Below are 17,006 nucleotides of genomic sequence, written 5' to 3' on the forward strand. Positions count from 1 at the left end.
CCCGGGCGCACAGCGCCCGGGCATTAATAATAAAGCTGTACTTTTTTATTAGGGACATGACATGGGAATGAAGATGCCTTACTGGTGGCTCTCGTGCTGCCTGATATCTGTGCCCGCTTTCTGCGCAAATCCGGCGGCAACCATCAATACCGGACAGCTTCGCGAAACGCAGGAACTCCCCTCGCTCAACGGTCGCGTGGCCCCGGTGGCTGGCAACGCCGCGCCCGGCTCATTACAGCTTGGCGAGGCCGTCAACCGTGCCGTCACCTGGCATCCGGCCATCAGCGAAGCCGTGGGCAAACTTTACCAGCAGAGCGAAGAGGTGGACGTCGCGAAGTCAAAATACTATCCGCAGATTAATGCCGGCGTGGACAACGGGTATTCCCACGACGGCGACCAGAACGGCTTTACGCCGTCGCTGGTGCTTTCCCTCTCGCAAATGCTCTACGACTTCGGCAAGGTGGCCAGCCAGGTACGCGCCGAAAGCGCCGGCGTGGCCCAGCAGCAGGCTAACGTGCTGGTGAGTATCGACACCATCGCCCACGATACCGCCATCGCCGTGGTACAGGTGCAAACCTGGCAGCAGATGGTCGACACCGCCAAAGAGCAGCTTGAGGCCCTCTCCTCCATTGGCACGCTGACCCGCCAGCGTAACGACGAGGGGGCTACGTCGCTCTCTGACGTGGTACAGACCGATGCCCGTATCGAAGGCGCGCGCGCGCAGCTGATGCAGTACCAGGCCAGCCTGGACAGCGCCCGCGCGACGCTGATGAGCTTTCTCGGCTGGAACAGCCTGAACGCGATCAGCAATGATTTTCCGCAAAAGCTGGCCCGCAGCTGCGATGTCGCCGAGCCGGACGACCGCCTGGTCCCTGCGGTGCTCGCCGCCTGGGCGCAGGCTAACGTCGCCCAGGCTAACCTCGACTACGCCGACGCGCAGATGACGCCCACCGTCTCGCTGGAGCCGGAGGTCCGCCACTACATGAACGATCGCTACGCGGGCAGCGACACGCGGGATCGCACCCAGTATTCCGCCTGGGTGAAAGTGCAGATGCCGCTCTACCAGGGCGGCGGCCTCACCGCCCGGCGTAACGCCGCCGGACACGCGGTGGAGGCGGCACAGTCCACCATTCAGCGCACGCGCCTTGACGTTCGCCAGAAACTGCTGGAAGCCCGCAGCCAGGTGATGAGCCTGCAAAGCACGCTGCAAATTCAGGGTCGCCAGGAGGCGCTCAGCGCACGCACCCGCGAACTGTACCAGCAGCAGTATCTTGACCTCGGCTCGCGCCCGCTGCTCGACGTGCTCAACGCCGAACAGGAGGTTTATCAGGCGCGCTTCACCCAGCAGCAGACCCTCGGTCAGCTGCACCAGCTGCAGCTCAACTGCCTGTATAACACCGGGCAATTGCGTCATGCGTTCGACCTTGATAACCGCACCATCCAGACCGTGGAGATCCAGCCATGAAGCAGCGTGATATCCCGCAAGGTGAAAACATGACGGATGCGGCCCTGGCCCAGTGGGCGCAGGCCTTTGGCTTTATCGCCACCCGCTACCGCGTCGCCTGCTCGCCCGGCGCGCTGATCGCAGGCGCACCGTGGCTGAAAGGCAAACCGATGGTGCCCGCCCTCACCCAGCTGGCGCGTGAGGCGGGGCTGTCGTTTCAGCTGCTCACCGCTGACCAGCAGTCAATCAACAGCTGGCGTCTGCCGGTGGTGGTGGCGCTGAATGACGGCCGGGTCGGGGCGATCGAGCACTTCGACGGCGACGATACGCTGGAAGTCAGCTTCTTCGGCGATGAGACCTACACCAACCGGCTGTCGATGACGGCCATGCTGCCCGCCATCCGCCACGTCATTGCCCTGCGTCCCCTTGCCGCGCTGAAGGACAGCCGCGTGGATGCCTATATTTCAAAGTACCGCCCGGACTGGCTCTACCGGCTGGTGATGCGCGATCTCCGCCCCTACAGCTGGGTGATGCTCGCCGCGCTGTTTATCAACGTGCTGTCGCTTTCCGGGATCGTCTTTTCCATGCAGGTCTATGACCGGGTGATCCCCGCCCAGTCCTACCCGACGCTGTACGTCCTGACCATCGGGGTGCTGATCGCCACCCTGTTTGGCTTCGTGCTGCGCGTGGCGCGCGGCCACATTATGGATCTGCTGGGCAAGCGCTCGGATATGCGCGTCTCGGATCGCGTCTTCGGCCACGCGCTGCGGCTGCGCAACAGCGCGATTCCCCGCTCAACCGGGAGCTTTATCTCACAGCTGCGCGAGCTGGAGCAGATCCGCGAGATGGTCACCTCGTCCACCATCTCGACGATTGTCGACCTGCCCTTCTTTTTACTGTTCGTGGTGGTGCTGGCGATCATCGCCCCACAGCTGGCGTGGATCGCCCCGGTCGCGGCGGTGATCATGGTCCTGCCCGGCCTGCTGCTGCAGAAAAAGCTGGCGGAGCTGGCAAAGCAGTCGGCCCATGAATCAACCCTGCGCAATGCGGTGCTGGTGGAGAGCGTGCAGGGGCTGGAGGACATCAAGCTGATGCAGGCGGAAAACCGCTTTTTGCAACAGTGGAACAGCTATATCCAGATCACCGCGGAATCCGGCCTGCGCACCCGCGAGCTGACGCAGAACCTGATCAGCTGGGGGATGACCATTCAGAGCCTGGTTTACGCCGCCGTGATTGTGGTCGGCGCGCCGATGGTGATCGACGGTACCCTGACCACCGGCTCGGTGGTCGCCGCGTCGATGCTGGCCTCCCGCATGATCGCCCCGATGGCGACGCTGTGCGGCGTGCTGGCCCGCTGGCAGCAGGTCAAAGCGGCAAAAGAGGGGCTGGACAGCATCATGCAGCTTCCCACCGAAAACCAGCGCGAGGAGACGCCGATCCGCCAGGACGTGCTGCGCGGCCACTACCTCTTCGAGCAGGCGCAGTTCCGCTATCAGCCGGACGATCCGCGCATGGCGCTGCGCATTAACCGCCTTGAGATCGGGCCGGGTGAGAAAGTGGCGATCCTCGGGCGCAACGGCGCGGGCAAATCGACCCTGCTGCAGGCGATGGCGGGCGGGATGGACCTGGCGGCGGGCGAGCTGCGGCTCGACGGCTTCAGCCTGCCGCATCTCGACGTGGCGGACGTGCGGCGCAACGTCGGCTTTATGACCCAGAACGCGCGGCTGTTTTACGGCACCCTGCGCGAGAACATCACCCTCGGCATGCCGCGCGCCACCGACGAAGAGATCTTCGAGGCGCTGGAACTGACCGGCGCGGCGGGCTTCGTGCAGAAGCTGCCCAAGGGGCTGGACTACCCGATCATGGAAAACGGCGTGGGGCTCTCCGGCGGGCAGCGCCAGTCGATTCTGCTGGCGCGAATGCTGCTGCGCGATCCGAATATCGTGCTGATGGATGAACCCACCGCGTCGCTCGACGAGCACACCGAGCGGGAATTCATCCAGCGTCTGGGCGACTGGCTCGGGCACCGCACCCTGATCGTCGCCACCCATCGCGTACCGGTGCTGGAGCTGGTGGAGCGCGTCGTGGTGTTGAAAGAGGGCATGCTGGTGATGGACGCGCCAAAAGCCCAGGCGCTGAGCAACAGCCGCATGCAGCAGCAACAGCAGCAACAGGCAGCAACCGGACGGGAGTGGAAAAATGAAAATCAGTCAGCGTGACGTGGCGGCAATGGACGATCTGGATAACGCCCTCGACTCCGAAAGCGGCTACACCGGCGCGCGTCGGATCGTGATCTTCTCGCTGCTGATGTTTGTGGTGCTGGGCGTCTGGGCGTGGTTTGGCGTGCTGGATGAGGTGTCAACCGGATCGGGGAAAGTGATCCCCAGCTCGCGCGAGCAGGTTTTACAGTCGCTGGACGGGGGGATCCTCACCGAGCTGAACGTCCACGAGGGCGATCAGGTGCAGGCCGGGCAGGTGCTGGCGCGGCTTGATCCGACCCGTTCCGAGTCAAACGTCGGCGAAAGCGCGGCGCGCTACCGCGCCTCGCTGGCCTCCAGTGCCCGCCTGTACGCCGAGGTAAACGATCTGCCGCTGAAATTCCCGCCGTCGCTGGCGAAATGGCCGGATCTGATTGCCGACGAAACCCGGCTGTACAACTCGCGCCGCGCGCAGCTGGAGGATACCCAGCGGGAGCTTCGCGCCGCGTTAGATCTGGCGAATAAAGAGCTGGCCATTACCCAGCGGCTGGTAAAGACCGGGGCCGCCAGCCACGTGGAGGTGCTGCGCCTGCAGCGGCAGAAAAGCGATCTGGAGCTGAAGCTCACCGACGTGCGTTCGCAGTATTACGTCCAGGCGCGCGAGGCGCTCTCCAAGGCCAACGCGGAGGTGGATATGGTGTCGGCGATCCTCAAGGGCCGCCAGGATTCCGTCACCCGCCTGACGGTGAAATCGCCGGTGCGCGGGATCGTGAAAAACATCAAGGTCACCACCATCGGCGGGGTAATCCCGCCCAACGGCGAGCTGATGGAGATCGTGCCGGTGGACGATCACCTGCTGATTGAAACCCGCCTCTCGCCGCGTGATATCGCTTTTATTCATCCGAACCAGGAGGCGCTGGTCAAAATCACCGCCTACGACTACGCCATTTACGGCGGGCTGCACGGCGTGGTCGAGACCATTTCCCCGGACACCATTCAGGACGAGGCCAAGCCGGAGGTGTTTTACTACCGGGTGTTTATCCGCACCAGCCAGGATTACCTGGTCAATAAGGCGGGCAGGCATTTCTCGATTGTGCCGGGGATGATTGCCACGGTAGACATTAAGACCGGCGAGAAAACGGTGCTGGATTATCTGATTAAGCCGTTTAACCGGGCGAAAGAGGCGCTGAGGGAGCGGTAGTCAATCGCCGGGTGGCGGCTGCGCCTTACCCGGCCTACATGGTTTTCTCCCTCTCCCTGCGGGAGAGGGTTGGGGTGAGGGCATCAGACCGGAACCCTGGCGACATACACTCCAACATAGCGCGCAAATTTCCCGATAAAGACGCCGGCAAACATGCCGCCGGAGACGATCGCCAGCGCGCTCATGGCGGGCTGCTGCATCGTCTGGGGAGAGACCGCGCTCATCACGCCCAGCACATACTTCACCCCGAACGCCAGCATCATAAACGGCAGCGCGGTGTAGTCGGCCTGGCGGTAAAGGCTGCGCGGCGCCTCTGCGCGGGTAATCACAGCCTGCTTAATCAGGACATACCCCAGCGCGGCACCGGCAAGGATCCCCGCCGTCCACAATGCAACAGTCCCGGGAGTCAGCGTGCGATAGACTATCAGATCGTAAATATCCCAGATAAGAAAGATGCCCGGAATAATGGCAAGCCGCTCCAGCGTCACGGTGGCGGGCCGTCGGGCTTTAAGGCCGCGGGAGATAAGGAAGATAAACAGCACCCACACCCAGACGGGCGTGTGCTTCACAACACCGATCAGAAATTCAAACATGGAGTTCTCCATGGACGATTGCGGCCCGTGCCGCCCTGAACGCGTATTGCGCATAACGGCAAAACCACCGTTATGCGCAGGTCTTTTACAGCGATTTTTTCAGGCGTCGAACCGCTTCTATCAGCTGCTCATCCGTTGGGGTGACGAATGACATGCGCAGCGTTGTCTGGTCCGGCTCGTTGCAGTAGAAAAATTCGCCCGGCACAAAGACCACGCCGTTGCTTAAGGTTTTTTCCAGCCAGCGGGTAGTGTTCATGCCGTTGTTCATTTTCGCCCACAGGAACATGCCGCCCTTCGGCTTGTGGAACGACATCACGTCGCCCAGCTCGGCTTCCAGCTCCGTGGCGAACGTCCGGTATTTCTGGCGATAGGCCTCGCGGATCGTTTTAATCTGATCGGCCAGACGGCCGGTCTTCAGGTACTCGTATGTCATCAGCTGCGACAGCGTGCTGGTGTGCAGATCGGTGGTTTGCTTAAGGTTCACCACCGCGCGCTTCAGCCACTCCGGTACCACCACCCAGCCCACGCGGGTACCCGGCGCGAGGATTTTAGAGAAGGTGGAGGTATACACCACATTCTCTTCGTTGCCGATATCTTTGGCATGGGCAATTAACGGGCGGAAGACGTCATCGGTATAGTTAATTTCGCTGTACGGATCGTCTTCGATAATCACGAAGTCATAGCGCTTCGAGAGTGCCACCAGCTGTTTACGGCGCGCCTCAGACAGCGTAACGCCACCTGGGTTACCAAAGGTTGGAACGATATAGACCGCTTTGATGGTTTTCTTTGCCACCAACGCCTCAAGTTCATCGACCTTCATACCGTCACCGTCGGTGCCGACGGATTCAAAGTTGGCCTGCGCCAGGCCAAAGACCTGCAGCGCAGCAAGATAGGTTGGACGCTCAACGACAACCGTATCGCCCGGATTCATTAACGCGCGCGCCAGCACGTCCAGAGATTGTTGAGAGCCGGAGGTAATGACGACATCATCGGCCTTACAGGTGATGCCGCGCCCCTCGCAGATGCGTTTAATTTCCTCGCGCAGCCCCGGCACGCCTTCCGTCAGGCCATACTGGAATGCTTCCCCAAAATGCTGCGATAAGACGGCATCAGAGGCAATTTTCAGCCCTTCGCGATCGAACAGGTCCGGGTTTGGGATACCCCCACCCAGCGAAATCACGCCCGCCATTTTGCTATGTTTTAATAATTCACGGATGGCAGAGGATTGCAGGCCCTGCGCGCTGCGGGCGAGTTTGTTTGCAGACATTCTTTGATTACCTTCTTTTTTATATTGTGCCCAATCTTAGCAGAATATGGGCAATAAATTCCGTCAGCTTAGGCAGCGGCCGCAAATCCTGACGCCACAATAAATGCACCGGCCTCGGCGCGGGCGTGAACGGTTCCATTACCCGAACCAGCCTGCCGGTTGCCAGCTCTTCCGCCACCAGCACCTCCGGCTGCAGCAACAGCCCCGCCCCCGCGCGCGCCGCCATGCGTAAGCCATAGCCGTCATTGCATCGTAAAACGGCATCGCGCTTCCAGCGCACCTCCCCTTCCACGCCCGGCAGCCGCCACTCGTTGCGCGCGGTCCACACCGTGTGCGAAAGACAGAGGTGATCCACCAGATCGTCTGGCGTTTGCGGCGTGCCGTGTTGCGCTAAATAGTCCGGCGCGGCACAGATCACCATGTTGTAGGGGCACAGGTATTTCGCCACCAGATCGTCGTTGTGAATGTCGCCAATGCGAATGGCCAGATCGACGCCCTCTTCCACCAGATCGACCATCCGGTTAGTCAGATCCAGCTCGATGCGTACCTCCGGGTAGCGCTGCAAAAAGGTTGCCGTCAGCGGGGCGATCGCGCAGCCGCCAAACGACGTAGGCGCCGTGACGCGCAGGGTGCCTGACGGCGTGGCACGCAGCCGTTCAACCGCGCTTTCGGCAATCGACACCTGCTCCAGAACCCGTCGGGCTTCTTCAAAATAGACGCGTCCGGCATCCGTCAGGCTCTGGCGGCGCGTGTTACGCTCCAGCAGTCGGGTGCCCAACTGTGCTTCCAGCAGCGCAACGTATTTGCCCACCATCACCGCCGACATCTCCAGCCGCGCCGCCGCGCCGGTGAAGCTGCCGCTTTCCACCACGGCAATAAACGTCTCCATGCTGCGAAGCTTATCCATATTCCAAACCTCTGGTTAGCAATCTTCTAACTTTAGCCCAGTTTATCCGACTTTTAATTTATTAAAGAATGAAGGCTCACAACATAAGGAGTCGGCTATGAAAATCGTCATTATTGGTGCCAGCGGTACGGTCGGTCGTGCGGTAACGGATGAGCTGAGTCGTCGCCACGAGGTCATCCGCGTGGGCCGCACGCAGGGCGACGAGCAGGTAGATATCACCTCGCAGGCGAGCGTTCAGGCGCTGTTTGAGAAAATCGGCCAGGTGGATGCCATTGTGTCCGCCAGCGGCGGCCTCTACTTCGGCCCGCTCGCGACCATGAAGGACAGTGACTTCAACCAGGGCCTGCAGGATAAGCTGCTCGGGCAGGTGCGTCTGGCGCTGACCGGCCAGCACTACCTGAACGAAGGCGGCTCGATTACGCTGATAAGCGGGATCGTGGCGCACGAGCCGATTGCGCAGGGGGTAAATGCCACCACGGTGAACGCGGCGCTGGAAGGGTTTGTTCGCGCCGCAGCCTGCGAACTGCCGCGCGGGATCCGCATCAACCTGATTAGCCCAACGGTGCTCACCGAATCGGTCGACACGTACGATGGCTTCTTCCCGGGCTTCGAAAGCGTGCCTGCCGCCACGGTGGCGCAAGCCTATCGTCGCAGCGTGGAAGGCGTGCAGACCGGGCGGGTGTACAAGGTCGGCTACTGAGCCTTGCGGGCGGCGATCAGCACCAGCATCGGGCGCTCCGCCTCTTCGGCCAGCGCGGGCCAGGCGTCAATCTGCGCCTGCGTTGGCCCCCATTCGTTGACGTTGCTTATCGTTAATCCGGCCTTAATCAGCGCGTTAAGCGTGGTGCCGAGCGTGCGGTGGTATTTGATCACCCCGTCCGCCAGCCAGTTGCTGACGCGCTGGCCTTCGTCCTGATAATGATTCACGCCCCAGAACCGCTCGCCGTTATCATCGGTCAGCCAGCCCTGACGCGAGGCGCAGGTGTAAATCGGGTGCTCCATGGAAAAGACCAGCCTCCCGCCGGGCTTGAGCGCGCGCTGAACCCTGGCAAATAACGTGTCCAGTTCCGGAAGGTAATGCAGCGCCAGCGAGCTGTAGACGAGGTCGAGGCTGCTTTCGTCGAGCTTGAGAGCGTCCAGATCGCTGCGCTGATAGTGAATCTGTGGGTCCACCGTAAGCTCCGCTGCGCGGGCGAGCATCTTTTCGGAGATATCAACGCCCGTGACCTCAGAGGCGCCCAGTTCGCGCGCGGCGCGGCAGAACCAGCCGTAGCCGCAGCCGAGATCGACAACCGATTTACCGGTTAAATCCGGCAGCATGGCCTTAAGCGCGGGCCACTCCGGCGCACCGTCCAGCCCCTGCACCGAGCGCGGAAGCTGAGCGTAGCCTTCAAAAAACGCCGGGTTGTCGTAGATGTTTTGTGCCATGGCAGATCCCTCTTTAATAATGTGACGCCCAGTATAAAACATTGCCGGGTGGCGCTGCGCTTACCCGGCCTACGATTTGAGGGGTTCAGTAGGCCGGGTAAGGCGAAGCCGCCACCCGGCTCGCTTTTAGCCCACCGTACCCCAGACCAGATTGCCCTTATGGAACGTCGCGGTGCGCGGGGAGATGCGCGCCACCGCCTCGGCGGAACAGGAGGCGTCCACCAGCACAAAGCTGGCGTCGTCCTGCGCTTTCGGCCACACGCGTTCACCTTTGTCGTTCAGCGGCAGCACGTCGCCGGTCGCAATTCCCAGCGCGCGGGAGAGCGTCTGCTCGTTCGGGCGGATGTAGAGCTGGGCGTAGAGATTCGCTTTTTCCAGCATGTCCCCCAGACCGTACGGCGACCAGTGGTCGATTACGCTGTCGGTGCCGGTCATCACAAACACGCCCTTGTCCCGCAGCTGCTTCAGCGGCATATGCAGGGTGCCAATCGGCACGGTGGAGGCGATAGTCACCTGCTGCGCCGCCATGCGGGTAGCAATCTCATCCACCTGCTGCTCGTCGAGCGTGGCCAGCGCGAAGGCGTGGCTGATGGTCAGCTTGCCCTTCAGTTGCGGGGTTTTCTCCACCGTTTCGACCATGTAATTCACCGCCGCCACGCCCGCCGGGCTGGTTTCGTGCAGGTGAATGTCCACCCCTTTGTCGTAGTCCAGCGCAATCTGGAACATCAGATCGAGAGATTTCTCCATCGCGCCGTCGACGTTGGTCGGGTCCAGCCCGCCCACGTAGTGCGCCCCGGCCTGCATCGCCTCGCGCATCAGCTTTTCGGAATTCGACAGCAGCAGGCCGTGCTGCGGAAAGGCAACGATCTCGCAGTCAAATCCGGGCTTGCGGCGCGCCAGCACCGCCTGCAGGTTTTCGAGATTCTTCAGGCCGGAAACCGGCTCTATATTGCAGTGGCTGCGGGCGAGGGTGGAGCCTTTCGACTGGATCAGGTCGATCAGCTTTTCGGCACGTTCTTGCGTGTAGGGCTGTAACTCCGGTAACAGCTTCTGTTCCAGGCGGATCATATCCTGAATGGTGGTGCCCGCCGGGCGGTTGAGCGATCGCCACGGACCGCCGTAGAAGGTTTTATCCAGGTGGATGTGCATGTCGCGCATTGCCGGGAGCATCAGCGTGTTGCCCGCGTCGTAGTGCGGCAGCGTGGCGTCGTCGTGGCGCTTGTTGTCGCGCAGGGCGACGATCTTCCCGTCCTTGATCTCCAGCGTTTTCAGCTCGGTGCGGGTGCTCGTCGCCACGCTGCCGTCAAAATTAAACCCGGCTTCGAGCAGCACGTTGTCCAGATAGTAATGTTTCGCGGTGATGGTCATCGGTTTACCCGTCTCGCAGGTTGGTTTTGCGGAGTCGGCAGCATACGCGACGGAACCGGTCGCGCCAAACAGCGCGCAGGCGGTCACCATTTTGCCGCTCTGGCTGATGAATTCACGGCGGCTTTTATTTTCACTCATCTTATCTTCCTTCATTCACAATATGGGTACCGGTTTCCCCGCGCAGCGCGGCGGGCAGGCAGTCCGGCGAGGTGATGATCACGCGCTTGCCGCCGTGGTGTAAAAACGCCAGCGAGGCGACGATTTTGGGCAGCATGCTGCCCGCCGGGAAATGGCCCTCGTCTTTGTAACGCGTCATCTGCGCCACGCTCACCGCGTCCAGCGCCTGCTGGTTTGGCTTGCCGAAGTTGATGCACACCTTCTCCACGCCGGTGGTGATCACCAGCACGTCGGCGCGGATCTCGCGCGCCAGCAGCGCGGTGGAGAGATCTTTATCGATCACCGCGTCGACGCTCTGGTAATCGCCCTGCTCAGTGCGCACCACCGGAATCCCGCCGCCGCCCGCGCCAATCACCACAAAGCCTTTTTGCGTCAGGGTCTTGATCGCATCGGCCTCGACAATGCGCAGCGGCTGCGGGGAGGCCACCACGCGACGATATCCCCGGCCCGAATCCTCAACAAAGTGCCAGTCCGGGTGCGCGCGCTGCAGCTCGTCGCGCTGCGCCTCGCTGAAGAACGCGCCGATCGGCTTCGTGGGGTGCGTGAAACCCGGATCGTTTTTATCCACCTCCACCTGCGTGACGACCGTGACCGCTTTTTGCTCCCCGCGTGCGGCCAGACGGTTGTTCAGCGCCTGCTGAATGAGGTAGCCGATGCCGCCCTGGGTGTCCGCCACGCAGTTTGCCAGCGGGGTCAGCGGGAGCCCTTCCCGCTCGTGGGCGATTTCGGCGCGGCGCAGATCCAGCCCCACCTGCGGACCGTTGCCGTGGGTGAGCACGATGTCATAGTCGGAGGCCAGCATTTCGAGCACCGACTCTGCCACCGCTTTAACCGCCTGCGCCTGATGTTCAATCGACTGGCTGGCGTTGTCTTTGATAATGCTGTTGCCGCCGATGGCAACGACCATAAGCTCTTTCATACGTGTTCCTTCTCAACAGTACCCGACGCAGCGCTCGTCACTTCCCGGCTGTCGAGAAAATGCTTCACCACAAACATGCCGCCCATCATCAGATACGCGGTGACGAACATCAGCGAACTGCCTTCGGCAAAGCCCACCACCGGCGCGTGGATCACCCCGAACAGCGCCAGCAGTGCCCCGCCCGCGGCAGCCACGGCGCCGCGCAGCGGTTTATTGATGATGGCGAAAATGGCGATACAGCCCCAGAGCATACTGGCGAGCGGTGCCCCGTTCCCCAGATGGACGAGTCCTTCGTAGTAGATCCCTTTGCTGTGCAGCACGTCGGTACCGATTTTGGCGGCATTCGTGCCCGCCGCCCCCATCACGCTGTTCATCATGGTCAGCGCCCAGTTGGCGATCCACAGGAACAGGCAGATGAAGATCACGGGCACTTCCACCTTCGGCGTCTCCCTCACCACCTGGTTGGCGGTGACCACGCCGATAAACACCAGAATCGGTACGATGGCGGTCATCGGGATGATGGCGAGCATAAAGGCTCCCAGCCCGAACAGCGGCACGATGAACATGGTCACGCCAGAGGCCAGCGTGTAGCCAATGCTGGCCCCCATCGCTTTCCAGCCCGGGTGGCCGACGTAAACCGTCACCGGGAACGGGTTGCCCATCAGGCAGCCGAGCATCGACGCCAGACCGTTCGCCAGCATCACCTTGCGCGTCGGGTATTCATCCCCCGCCGCGTGGGCGCTTTCGATGTTCTCCAGGTCAAAGATGTAGTTCGCCAGCCCCAGCGGCACGGCAGAGGCCAGATACGGCAGCGCGTGCGGCAAGCCCTGCAGGAAGCCCTCCACATGCACCTGCGGCGGGTTAAAGCCGAACGATGACATGGACGCTTTGATCGCTTCCGGGCTCTGCAGGCCGGAGAGCCATGCCAGGGCCGTACCGGCAATCAGCAACAGCAGACCGGTCGGGATTTTGGCGAAAATCGGCTTTTTACCGAACCAGTTGATGAAGATCAGCAGCAGGACGATGAACGACACGGTGGGCGCTTCGAACGCCTGCAGCATCGGGTTCATCGCCAGCAGCAGCAGGCCCAGGCCGGAGAGGCACGACAGCAGCACGGTGCGCGGGATCATCTTGCGGATGGTTTCCCCGAGGAACGAACCGCCCGCCAGGATCATCGCCTCCACGAAGCACCACACCAGGCCAATCTGAATCGCGAACTCCGCATCGCCCGTTTGCTGATAGACCGGCATCAGCACCAGGAAGGTCACGGTAAAAATGGACGGCGCGCTGGGGCCGGACGGCAGCGCGGTGACGTCCGTGCGCCCGGTCTGGCGCGCCATCTGCATGCCGAACCACGCATAGCAAATACTCGCGGCCAATACCGCCAGCCCGAACGCTGGCGCAATGCGTCCATAAACAATCTCCTTCGGGATGCCGACGACAAAAATGAGCAACCCCATCATGGTCAGCAGATTGGTCAGGTTGTTGGTCATCAACCCGAAATACGCCGCCCAGTCACCTCTTTTCCACTCCAGTTTCATGTTTTTCATGGATGCATGCCTTATAAAAAGTAGCGATCGCGGAAGGTCAACAGCGCCTTTTCAAAACAGCTAAACGGCGGGTGAACGATGCCCGCCCCTATCATGCCGATGCCCGCGTCTTTGTGGGCAATGGCGGTGTTAATCACCGGCAGAATGCCGCTGCCCGCGACTCTGGTGATGTCGATGGCGGTCGGAATGCCCATAAACGAGAGCAGCGGAATGGTGACGTTCGGGTTTTCGCCGAGGGTGATTTCGCGCATCTGACGGGAGAAGTCGATGGCTTCCTCCACCGTCCCGCCCACCAGGGCGACAATCGCCGGGGCCGTCGCCATCGCAAAGCCGCCGATGCCGTAGGTTTCGGTGATCGCGCTGTCGCCGATGTCCAGCCCGGAGTCTTCCGGCTTATAGCCCGCGAACATCGGGCCAATCACCTGCTGCGCCGGGCCGGTGAACCACTGCCCCGGCAGGCCGGAGACGCGCAGGCCGAACTCGTAGCCGTTGCGCGCCATGGTGGTAACGACGGTGCTGTATTCAATGCCGTGGGCAGCGTCCAGCGCGGCTTTACACATCGCCATCCACGTCGGGCCGGAGAAGTAGTCGCTGCTGGCGACAAACTCGAACACCTCGCGCTGCTGCGCTACCGGATAGCCCGCCTGGATCAGCCCCGGGGTCAGCGCCTGGATCAGCAGCGTGGTGCCCGCATTGTTGCGGTTGTGGCACTCGTCGCCCATGTGCAGCGCCTGGGCCAGCATCAGGCGCAGGTCGATTTCGCCGATAATCTTCATCGCGTCGCGCAGCATCGGGCCAAGCACGTCGCGCATCCAGTTCAGGCGATCGATGACGCTCTGGTCGTTGGCGCCCATGCGCAGGATCTTCGCCATCTGCTCGCTGAGGTTGGTGAACGCGCGGTTGCCGTAGGTTTTGTTCTCCACGATGTGCATAAACATCGACGCGGAGGTGACGCCCGCCATGGAGCCCACGCAGTCATGCTCGTGGCACGGCGAGAAGGCGATCTCCCCGGAGGCGGCAAGCCGTGCCGCGTCGTCCAGATCTTTCGCCAGACCTTCAAACACCAGCGCACCGGTGACCGCGCCTTTCATCGCGCCGCACATGTTTTCCCAGGAGACTGGCGGACCAGCGTGCAGAATGGTGGTGCGGGTCATCCCCGGCACAACGTTAATCGCCTGGTCATAGCCCACCAGCACCGGATGGGACTGAATAATGCGCTCCAGGGCGATTTGGTTAGCGGCGGCAATCTTCTCCGCCAGCGGTTTTTTCGCCAGCTGGTCGAGCGCTTCCACCACCTGCATATTGCCCTGCCCCGGCGGCGTCCAGTCGAGCGGGGTCACGGGTACGTGCTGCTTTTTAAGATCGTCGCTGAACATCGCAATGCCGACGTTAATGACGTTCAGCGGCTGGTTAAATAAGGTGGTCATTATGCGTTCTCCCCTTTGCAGACAAATTCGCGTGCCAGTAATCCGGTATTGGTGCTGCTGCTGGCCCAGATGACGCCTGCGTCGGTCAGCCGCTGGCACTGCTGCGCCAGCGACTGCGGATCCTGGTCGGTGCCGAGCACGTAGCCGAGGATCTCAAGCGGACGGTTATCGGCCTTCGCGATGGCCTGCGCCTCTTTGATCGCCTCGATCATCACCCCTACAGGATCCTCATGCGCGCCGAAGCCCAGCACGAAGTCCATCACGATGACGCCCACTTCCGGATCGCGCGCCTCCTGCAGCAGGCGGCTGATGCGGTTGGTCGGGTCGATCATCGGGTGCGGCTTGCCGTTGGTGAACTCATCGTCGCCAAAGTCGAGGAAGGTATGGGCTTTACTGACGCTTATGTCGCTCAGGCGCTTAGCCGGATCCGGCTGGATGTTGCTGTAGACGTCGTCGAATTTCGCAAGCGCCGCAAACATCGCCTCGTCGCACAGGGTGCCGCCGCAGAACAGGCCGCGAATGTACTTCTGCTGTGGGGTCAGGCGGGCGCGCACTTCTTCAATCAATGGCCAGTTGAGCGGGTGCAGATCGAGGGACTCTTTTTTGATGCCGGTAAGCAGAACGGCCTTGAGCGCCGCCTCTTTGGTGCCGCGCGCAAACTGCAGTCCGTCCTCATCGGCGGGCGGTTCATTGCGCCCGAGGAAGCAAACAACCACCGGCTTGCGGCAGGCTTTGGCGCGGGCCAGCACCTTCTCTGCCACGGCTGGCGCCGGCGGCTTGGAGATCAGCGCAATCACCTCTGTGCCCTCGTCGGCTTCCAGCATGTCGATGGCGTCGAGCATCATCAGGCCGCCGATCTTCTCGCTAAGATCGCGCCCGCCGGTGCCAATCAGCTGCGACACGCCACCGCCGAATTCATGGATGCGCACGCTTAGCTCCTGGCTGCCGGTGCCGGACGCGCCGACGATGCCAATCGGCCCGCGACGCACCGCGTTGGCGAAGCACAATCCCGCGCCGTTGATGATGGCGGTGCCGCAGTCCGGCCCCATCATCAGCAGCCCTTTCTGGTGCGCCAGCTGCTTCAGCGCCAGCTCGTCGTCGAGCGACACGTTATCGGAGAAGAGCATCACGTTGAGATCGTGTTCCAGCGCCTGGCGCGCTTCGCGGGCAGCGAAGGTGCCGTTGACGGAAATCACCGCGAGGTTGCTCTCCGGGCGATGTTTTTTGGCGCTGGCAATCGTCGCGTAGCGCGCTTCATGGGAGCCCGCGCTCTCTTTACGCGTGAACAGCACTTCGATGGCCGCCAGGGTTTCATCATTCGCCGCGTCGCCTTTAATGACGATCATCAGGTCGCCGTTTTTCGCCTCATTTAATTCCGGCGTTAACAGCCCGAGGTTTTTTAATACGCCCTTATTCATTTCCGTCGCCATGGCGACAAAGGCCTGCTCGACGCCCGGCAATTTATTGGCTTTGGTGGAAACGGACATTAATGACACGGAGTCAAAATACGTATTCTTTTTAATCACGATTTTCGTTGGCATTATTTGCACCTGTTTACGGATAAAAGGGGGCCGCCGTCGCGCAAAATGCACGTCGGTAAAAATGCTTTTTTAAATTAGCGGCCAGCCGGAACGGGCTGACCGGTCGTCTTACGCGCCCGCCGCCAGCAGCAGGTCGGCAATCTCAGAGAAGCCTTTCTCCCGCGCCAGTTCGAGCGGGGTTTTGCCGTATTTGTCGGTCATGTGCGGGTTCGCGCCGTGATCCAGCAGCAGCTTCACAATCTCTTGCTGTTTCGCACCGCCGTCGTTTAAAACAATGGCTTCCAGCAGCGGCGTCCAGCCGACAAAGTTGGTGTGGTTAACGTTAATGTCGGTTTTTTCCAGCAGCTCGCGCACGATCTCCACGTGCCCTTTTTCACTGGCAGGGGTAATGCCCACGCCGCCGAAGCGGGTAAGGCGGTCGAGATCCGGATTCGCGGGTAATACCAGCCGCAGGAGGGTTAAATCGTTCGTCAGGCAGCTGATCAGGAAGGGGTTAAAACAGGTCTGGTCCTGTTTATCAATATCTGCCCCGGCGGCAATTAATAACGCCACGCAGGAATAGTGTTTTTTCAGGCTGGCAATCGTAACGGCGGTTCTTTTCTGGCGGTTAGTGGCGTTAATATCCACGCCTTTTTCCAGACAGGCTTTTAGCGCATCGCTATTTCCCTCTTCTGCCGCCAGCAGAAATTCCGTAACCAGTTCAGTTGCAGACATATTCAGACTCCCGATGTTTTATTGCTCTTGACCCGAGAATAGCAACAGCCTGGTCATAAAAGAATCCGCTTAAAAATGATTCATCGACAGTGAATTCATTGTTGAGATAAATTCAACAGTCGGGATAAAACGTGCGTCCGTGCAACCTTTTTCTTATGTTTAACCGCTTTTTAGCGCCTCAGGCTGCATTATCCTTATGGTTGAAAAAGCCTTGCATGACGCGGCTCTGCGTAAAAAGTCAGAACTGTGATCGGCTTCAAATGTGTTGTAAA

General features: G+C 61.0%; 14 protein-coding genes. 4 read left to right on the top strand and 10 right to left on the bottom strand.

Annotation, left to right across the window (positions count from 1 at the left end):
* The first annotated feature begins 61 nt into the window (after positions 1-61).
* From AA74_RS0110615 to AA74_RS0110625, 3 genes are read left to right on the top strand one after another with little or no spacing between them, the layout of a single operon-like run.
* Entirely contained in the window at positions 62-1,465 is a 1,404-nt protein-coding gene (locus AA74_RS0110615; RefSeq protein ID WP_025912356.1) for a TolC family outer membrane protein, read from the top strand.
* On the top strand, positions 1,462-3,663 hold the full coding sequence (locus AA74_RS0110620; RefSeq protein WP_025912357.1) for a type I secretion system permease/ATPase: 2,202 nt from the start codon (positions 1,462-1,464) through the stop codon (positions 3,661-3,663). The genes AA74_RS0110615 and AA74_RS0110620 overlap by 4 nt, the downstream gene beginning before the upstream one ends.
* Before the next feature lie 10 nt (positions 3,664-3,673).
* Positions 3,674-4,843, top strand: a complete 1,170-nt coding sequence (locus tag AA74_RS0110625; RefSeq protein WP_086374946.1) for an HlyD family efflux transporter periplasmic adaptor subunit — start codon at positions 3,674-3,676, stop codon at positions 4,841-4,843.
* A gap of 83 nt (positions 4,844-4,926) precedes the next feature.
* On the opposite strand, the gene AA74_RS0110630 is transcribed toward AA74_RS0110625, so the two are convergent.
* The 3 genes from AA74_RS0110630 to AA74_RS0110640 all read right to left on the bottom strand — a co-directional run bounded on the left by AA74_RS0110630 (position 4,927) and on the right by AA74_RS0110640 (position 7,610).
* Positions 4,927-5,436 carry a DUF6622 family protein gene (locus AA74_RS0110630; RefSeq protein WP_025912358.1) on the bottom strand — a complete coding sequence of 170 codons (510 nt, stop codon included), beginning with the start codon at positions 5,434-5,436 and terminating at the stop codon, positions 4,927-4,929.
* Positions 5,437-5,521: 85 nt separating this feature from the next.
* On the bottom strand, positions 5,522-6,703 hold the full coding sequence (locus AA74_RS0110635) for a PLP-dependent aminotransferase family protein (RefSeq protein ID WP_008502551.1): 1,182 nt from the start codon (positions 6,701-6,703) through the stop codon (positions 5,522-5,524).
* A 19-nt stretch (positions 6,704-6,722) separates the two neighbouring features.
* Positions 6,723-7,610 (bottom strand): LysR family transcriptional regulator, encoded by an 888-nt coding sequence (locus tag AA74_RS0110640; protein WP_025912359.1) that lies wholly within the window; start codon positions 7,608-7,610, stop codon positions 6,723-6,725.
* 97 nt (positions 7,611-7,707) lie between these two features.
* On the opposite strand from AA74_RS0110640, the gene AA74_RS0110645 reads away from it, so the two are divergent.
* Positions 7,708-8,310, top strand: coding sequence for a short chain dehydrogenase (locus AA74_RS0110645; protein ID WP_025912360.1), 603 nt, complete (start codon positions 7,708-7,710; stop codon positions 8,308-8,310).
* Here the strand turns inward: AA74_RS0110645 and AA74_RS0110650 are convergent.
* The 7 genes from AA74_RS0110650 to AA74_RS0110680 form a co-directional block, all read right to left on the bottom strand.
* Entirely contained in the window at positions 8,304-9,038 is a 735-nt protein-coding gene (locus AA74_RS0110650) for a bifunctional 2-polyprenyl-6-hydroxyphenol methylase/3-demethylubiquinol 3-O-methyltransferase UbiG (protein ID WP_025912361.1), read from the bottom strand. The two genes, AA74_RS0110645 and AA74_RS0110650, sit on opposite strands and share 7 nt — an antisense overlap.
* A 126-nt stretch (positions 9,039-9,164) precedes the next feature.
* On the bottom strand, positions 9,165-10,544 hold the full coding sequence (locus tag AA74_RS0110655; protein WP_025912362.1) for an amidohydrolase family protein: 1,380 nt from the start codon (positions 10,542-10,544) through the stop codon (positions 9,165-9,167).
* 1 nt (position 10,545) lies between these two features.
* Complete coding sequence (locus AA74_RS0110660) at positions 10,546-11,502, bottom strand: carbamate kinase family protein (RefSeq protein ID WP_025912363.1); 957 nt, start codon at positions 11,500-11,502, stop codon at positions 10,546-10,548.
* Complete coding sequence (locus AA74_RS0110665; RefSeq protein ID WP_025912364.1) at positions 11,499-13,052, bottom strand: hypothetical protein; 1,554 nt, start codon at positions 13,050-13,052, stop codon at positions 11,499-11,501. Before AA74_RS0110665 ends, AA74_RS0110660 begins: the two co-directional genes overlap by 4 nt.
* Before the next feature lie 11 nt (positions 13,053-13,063).
* Entirely contained in the window at positions 13,064-14,479 is a 1,416-nt protein-coding gene (locus AA74_RS0110670) for a DUF1116 domain-containing protein (protein WP_025912365.1), read from the bottom strand.
* A complete protein-coding gene (fdrA, locus tag AA74_RS0110675) occupies positions 14,479-16,020 on the bottom strand; it encodes an acyl-CoA synthetase FdrA (protein ID WP_025912366.1) in 1,542 nt (513 codons plus the stop codon). Before fdrA ends, AA74_RS0110670 begins: the two co-directional genes overlap by 1 nt.
* 108 nt (positions 16,021-16,128) lie before the next feature.
* Entirely contained in the window at positions 16,129-16,734 is a 606-nt protein-coding gene (locus tag AA74_RS0110680) for an ankyrin repeat domain-containing protein (RefSeq protein ID WP_021241968.1), read from the bottom strand.
* Positions 16,735-17,006 lie beyond the last annotated feature (272 nt).

The organism is Enterobacter sp. 5-4 (assembly GCF_000612205.1).
GTDB classification, from domain to species: domain Bacteria; phylum Pseudomonadota; class Gammaproteobacteria; order Enterobacterales; family Enterobacteriaceae; genus Enterobacter; species Enterobacter roggenkampii.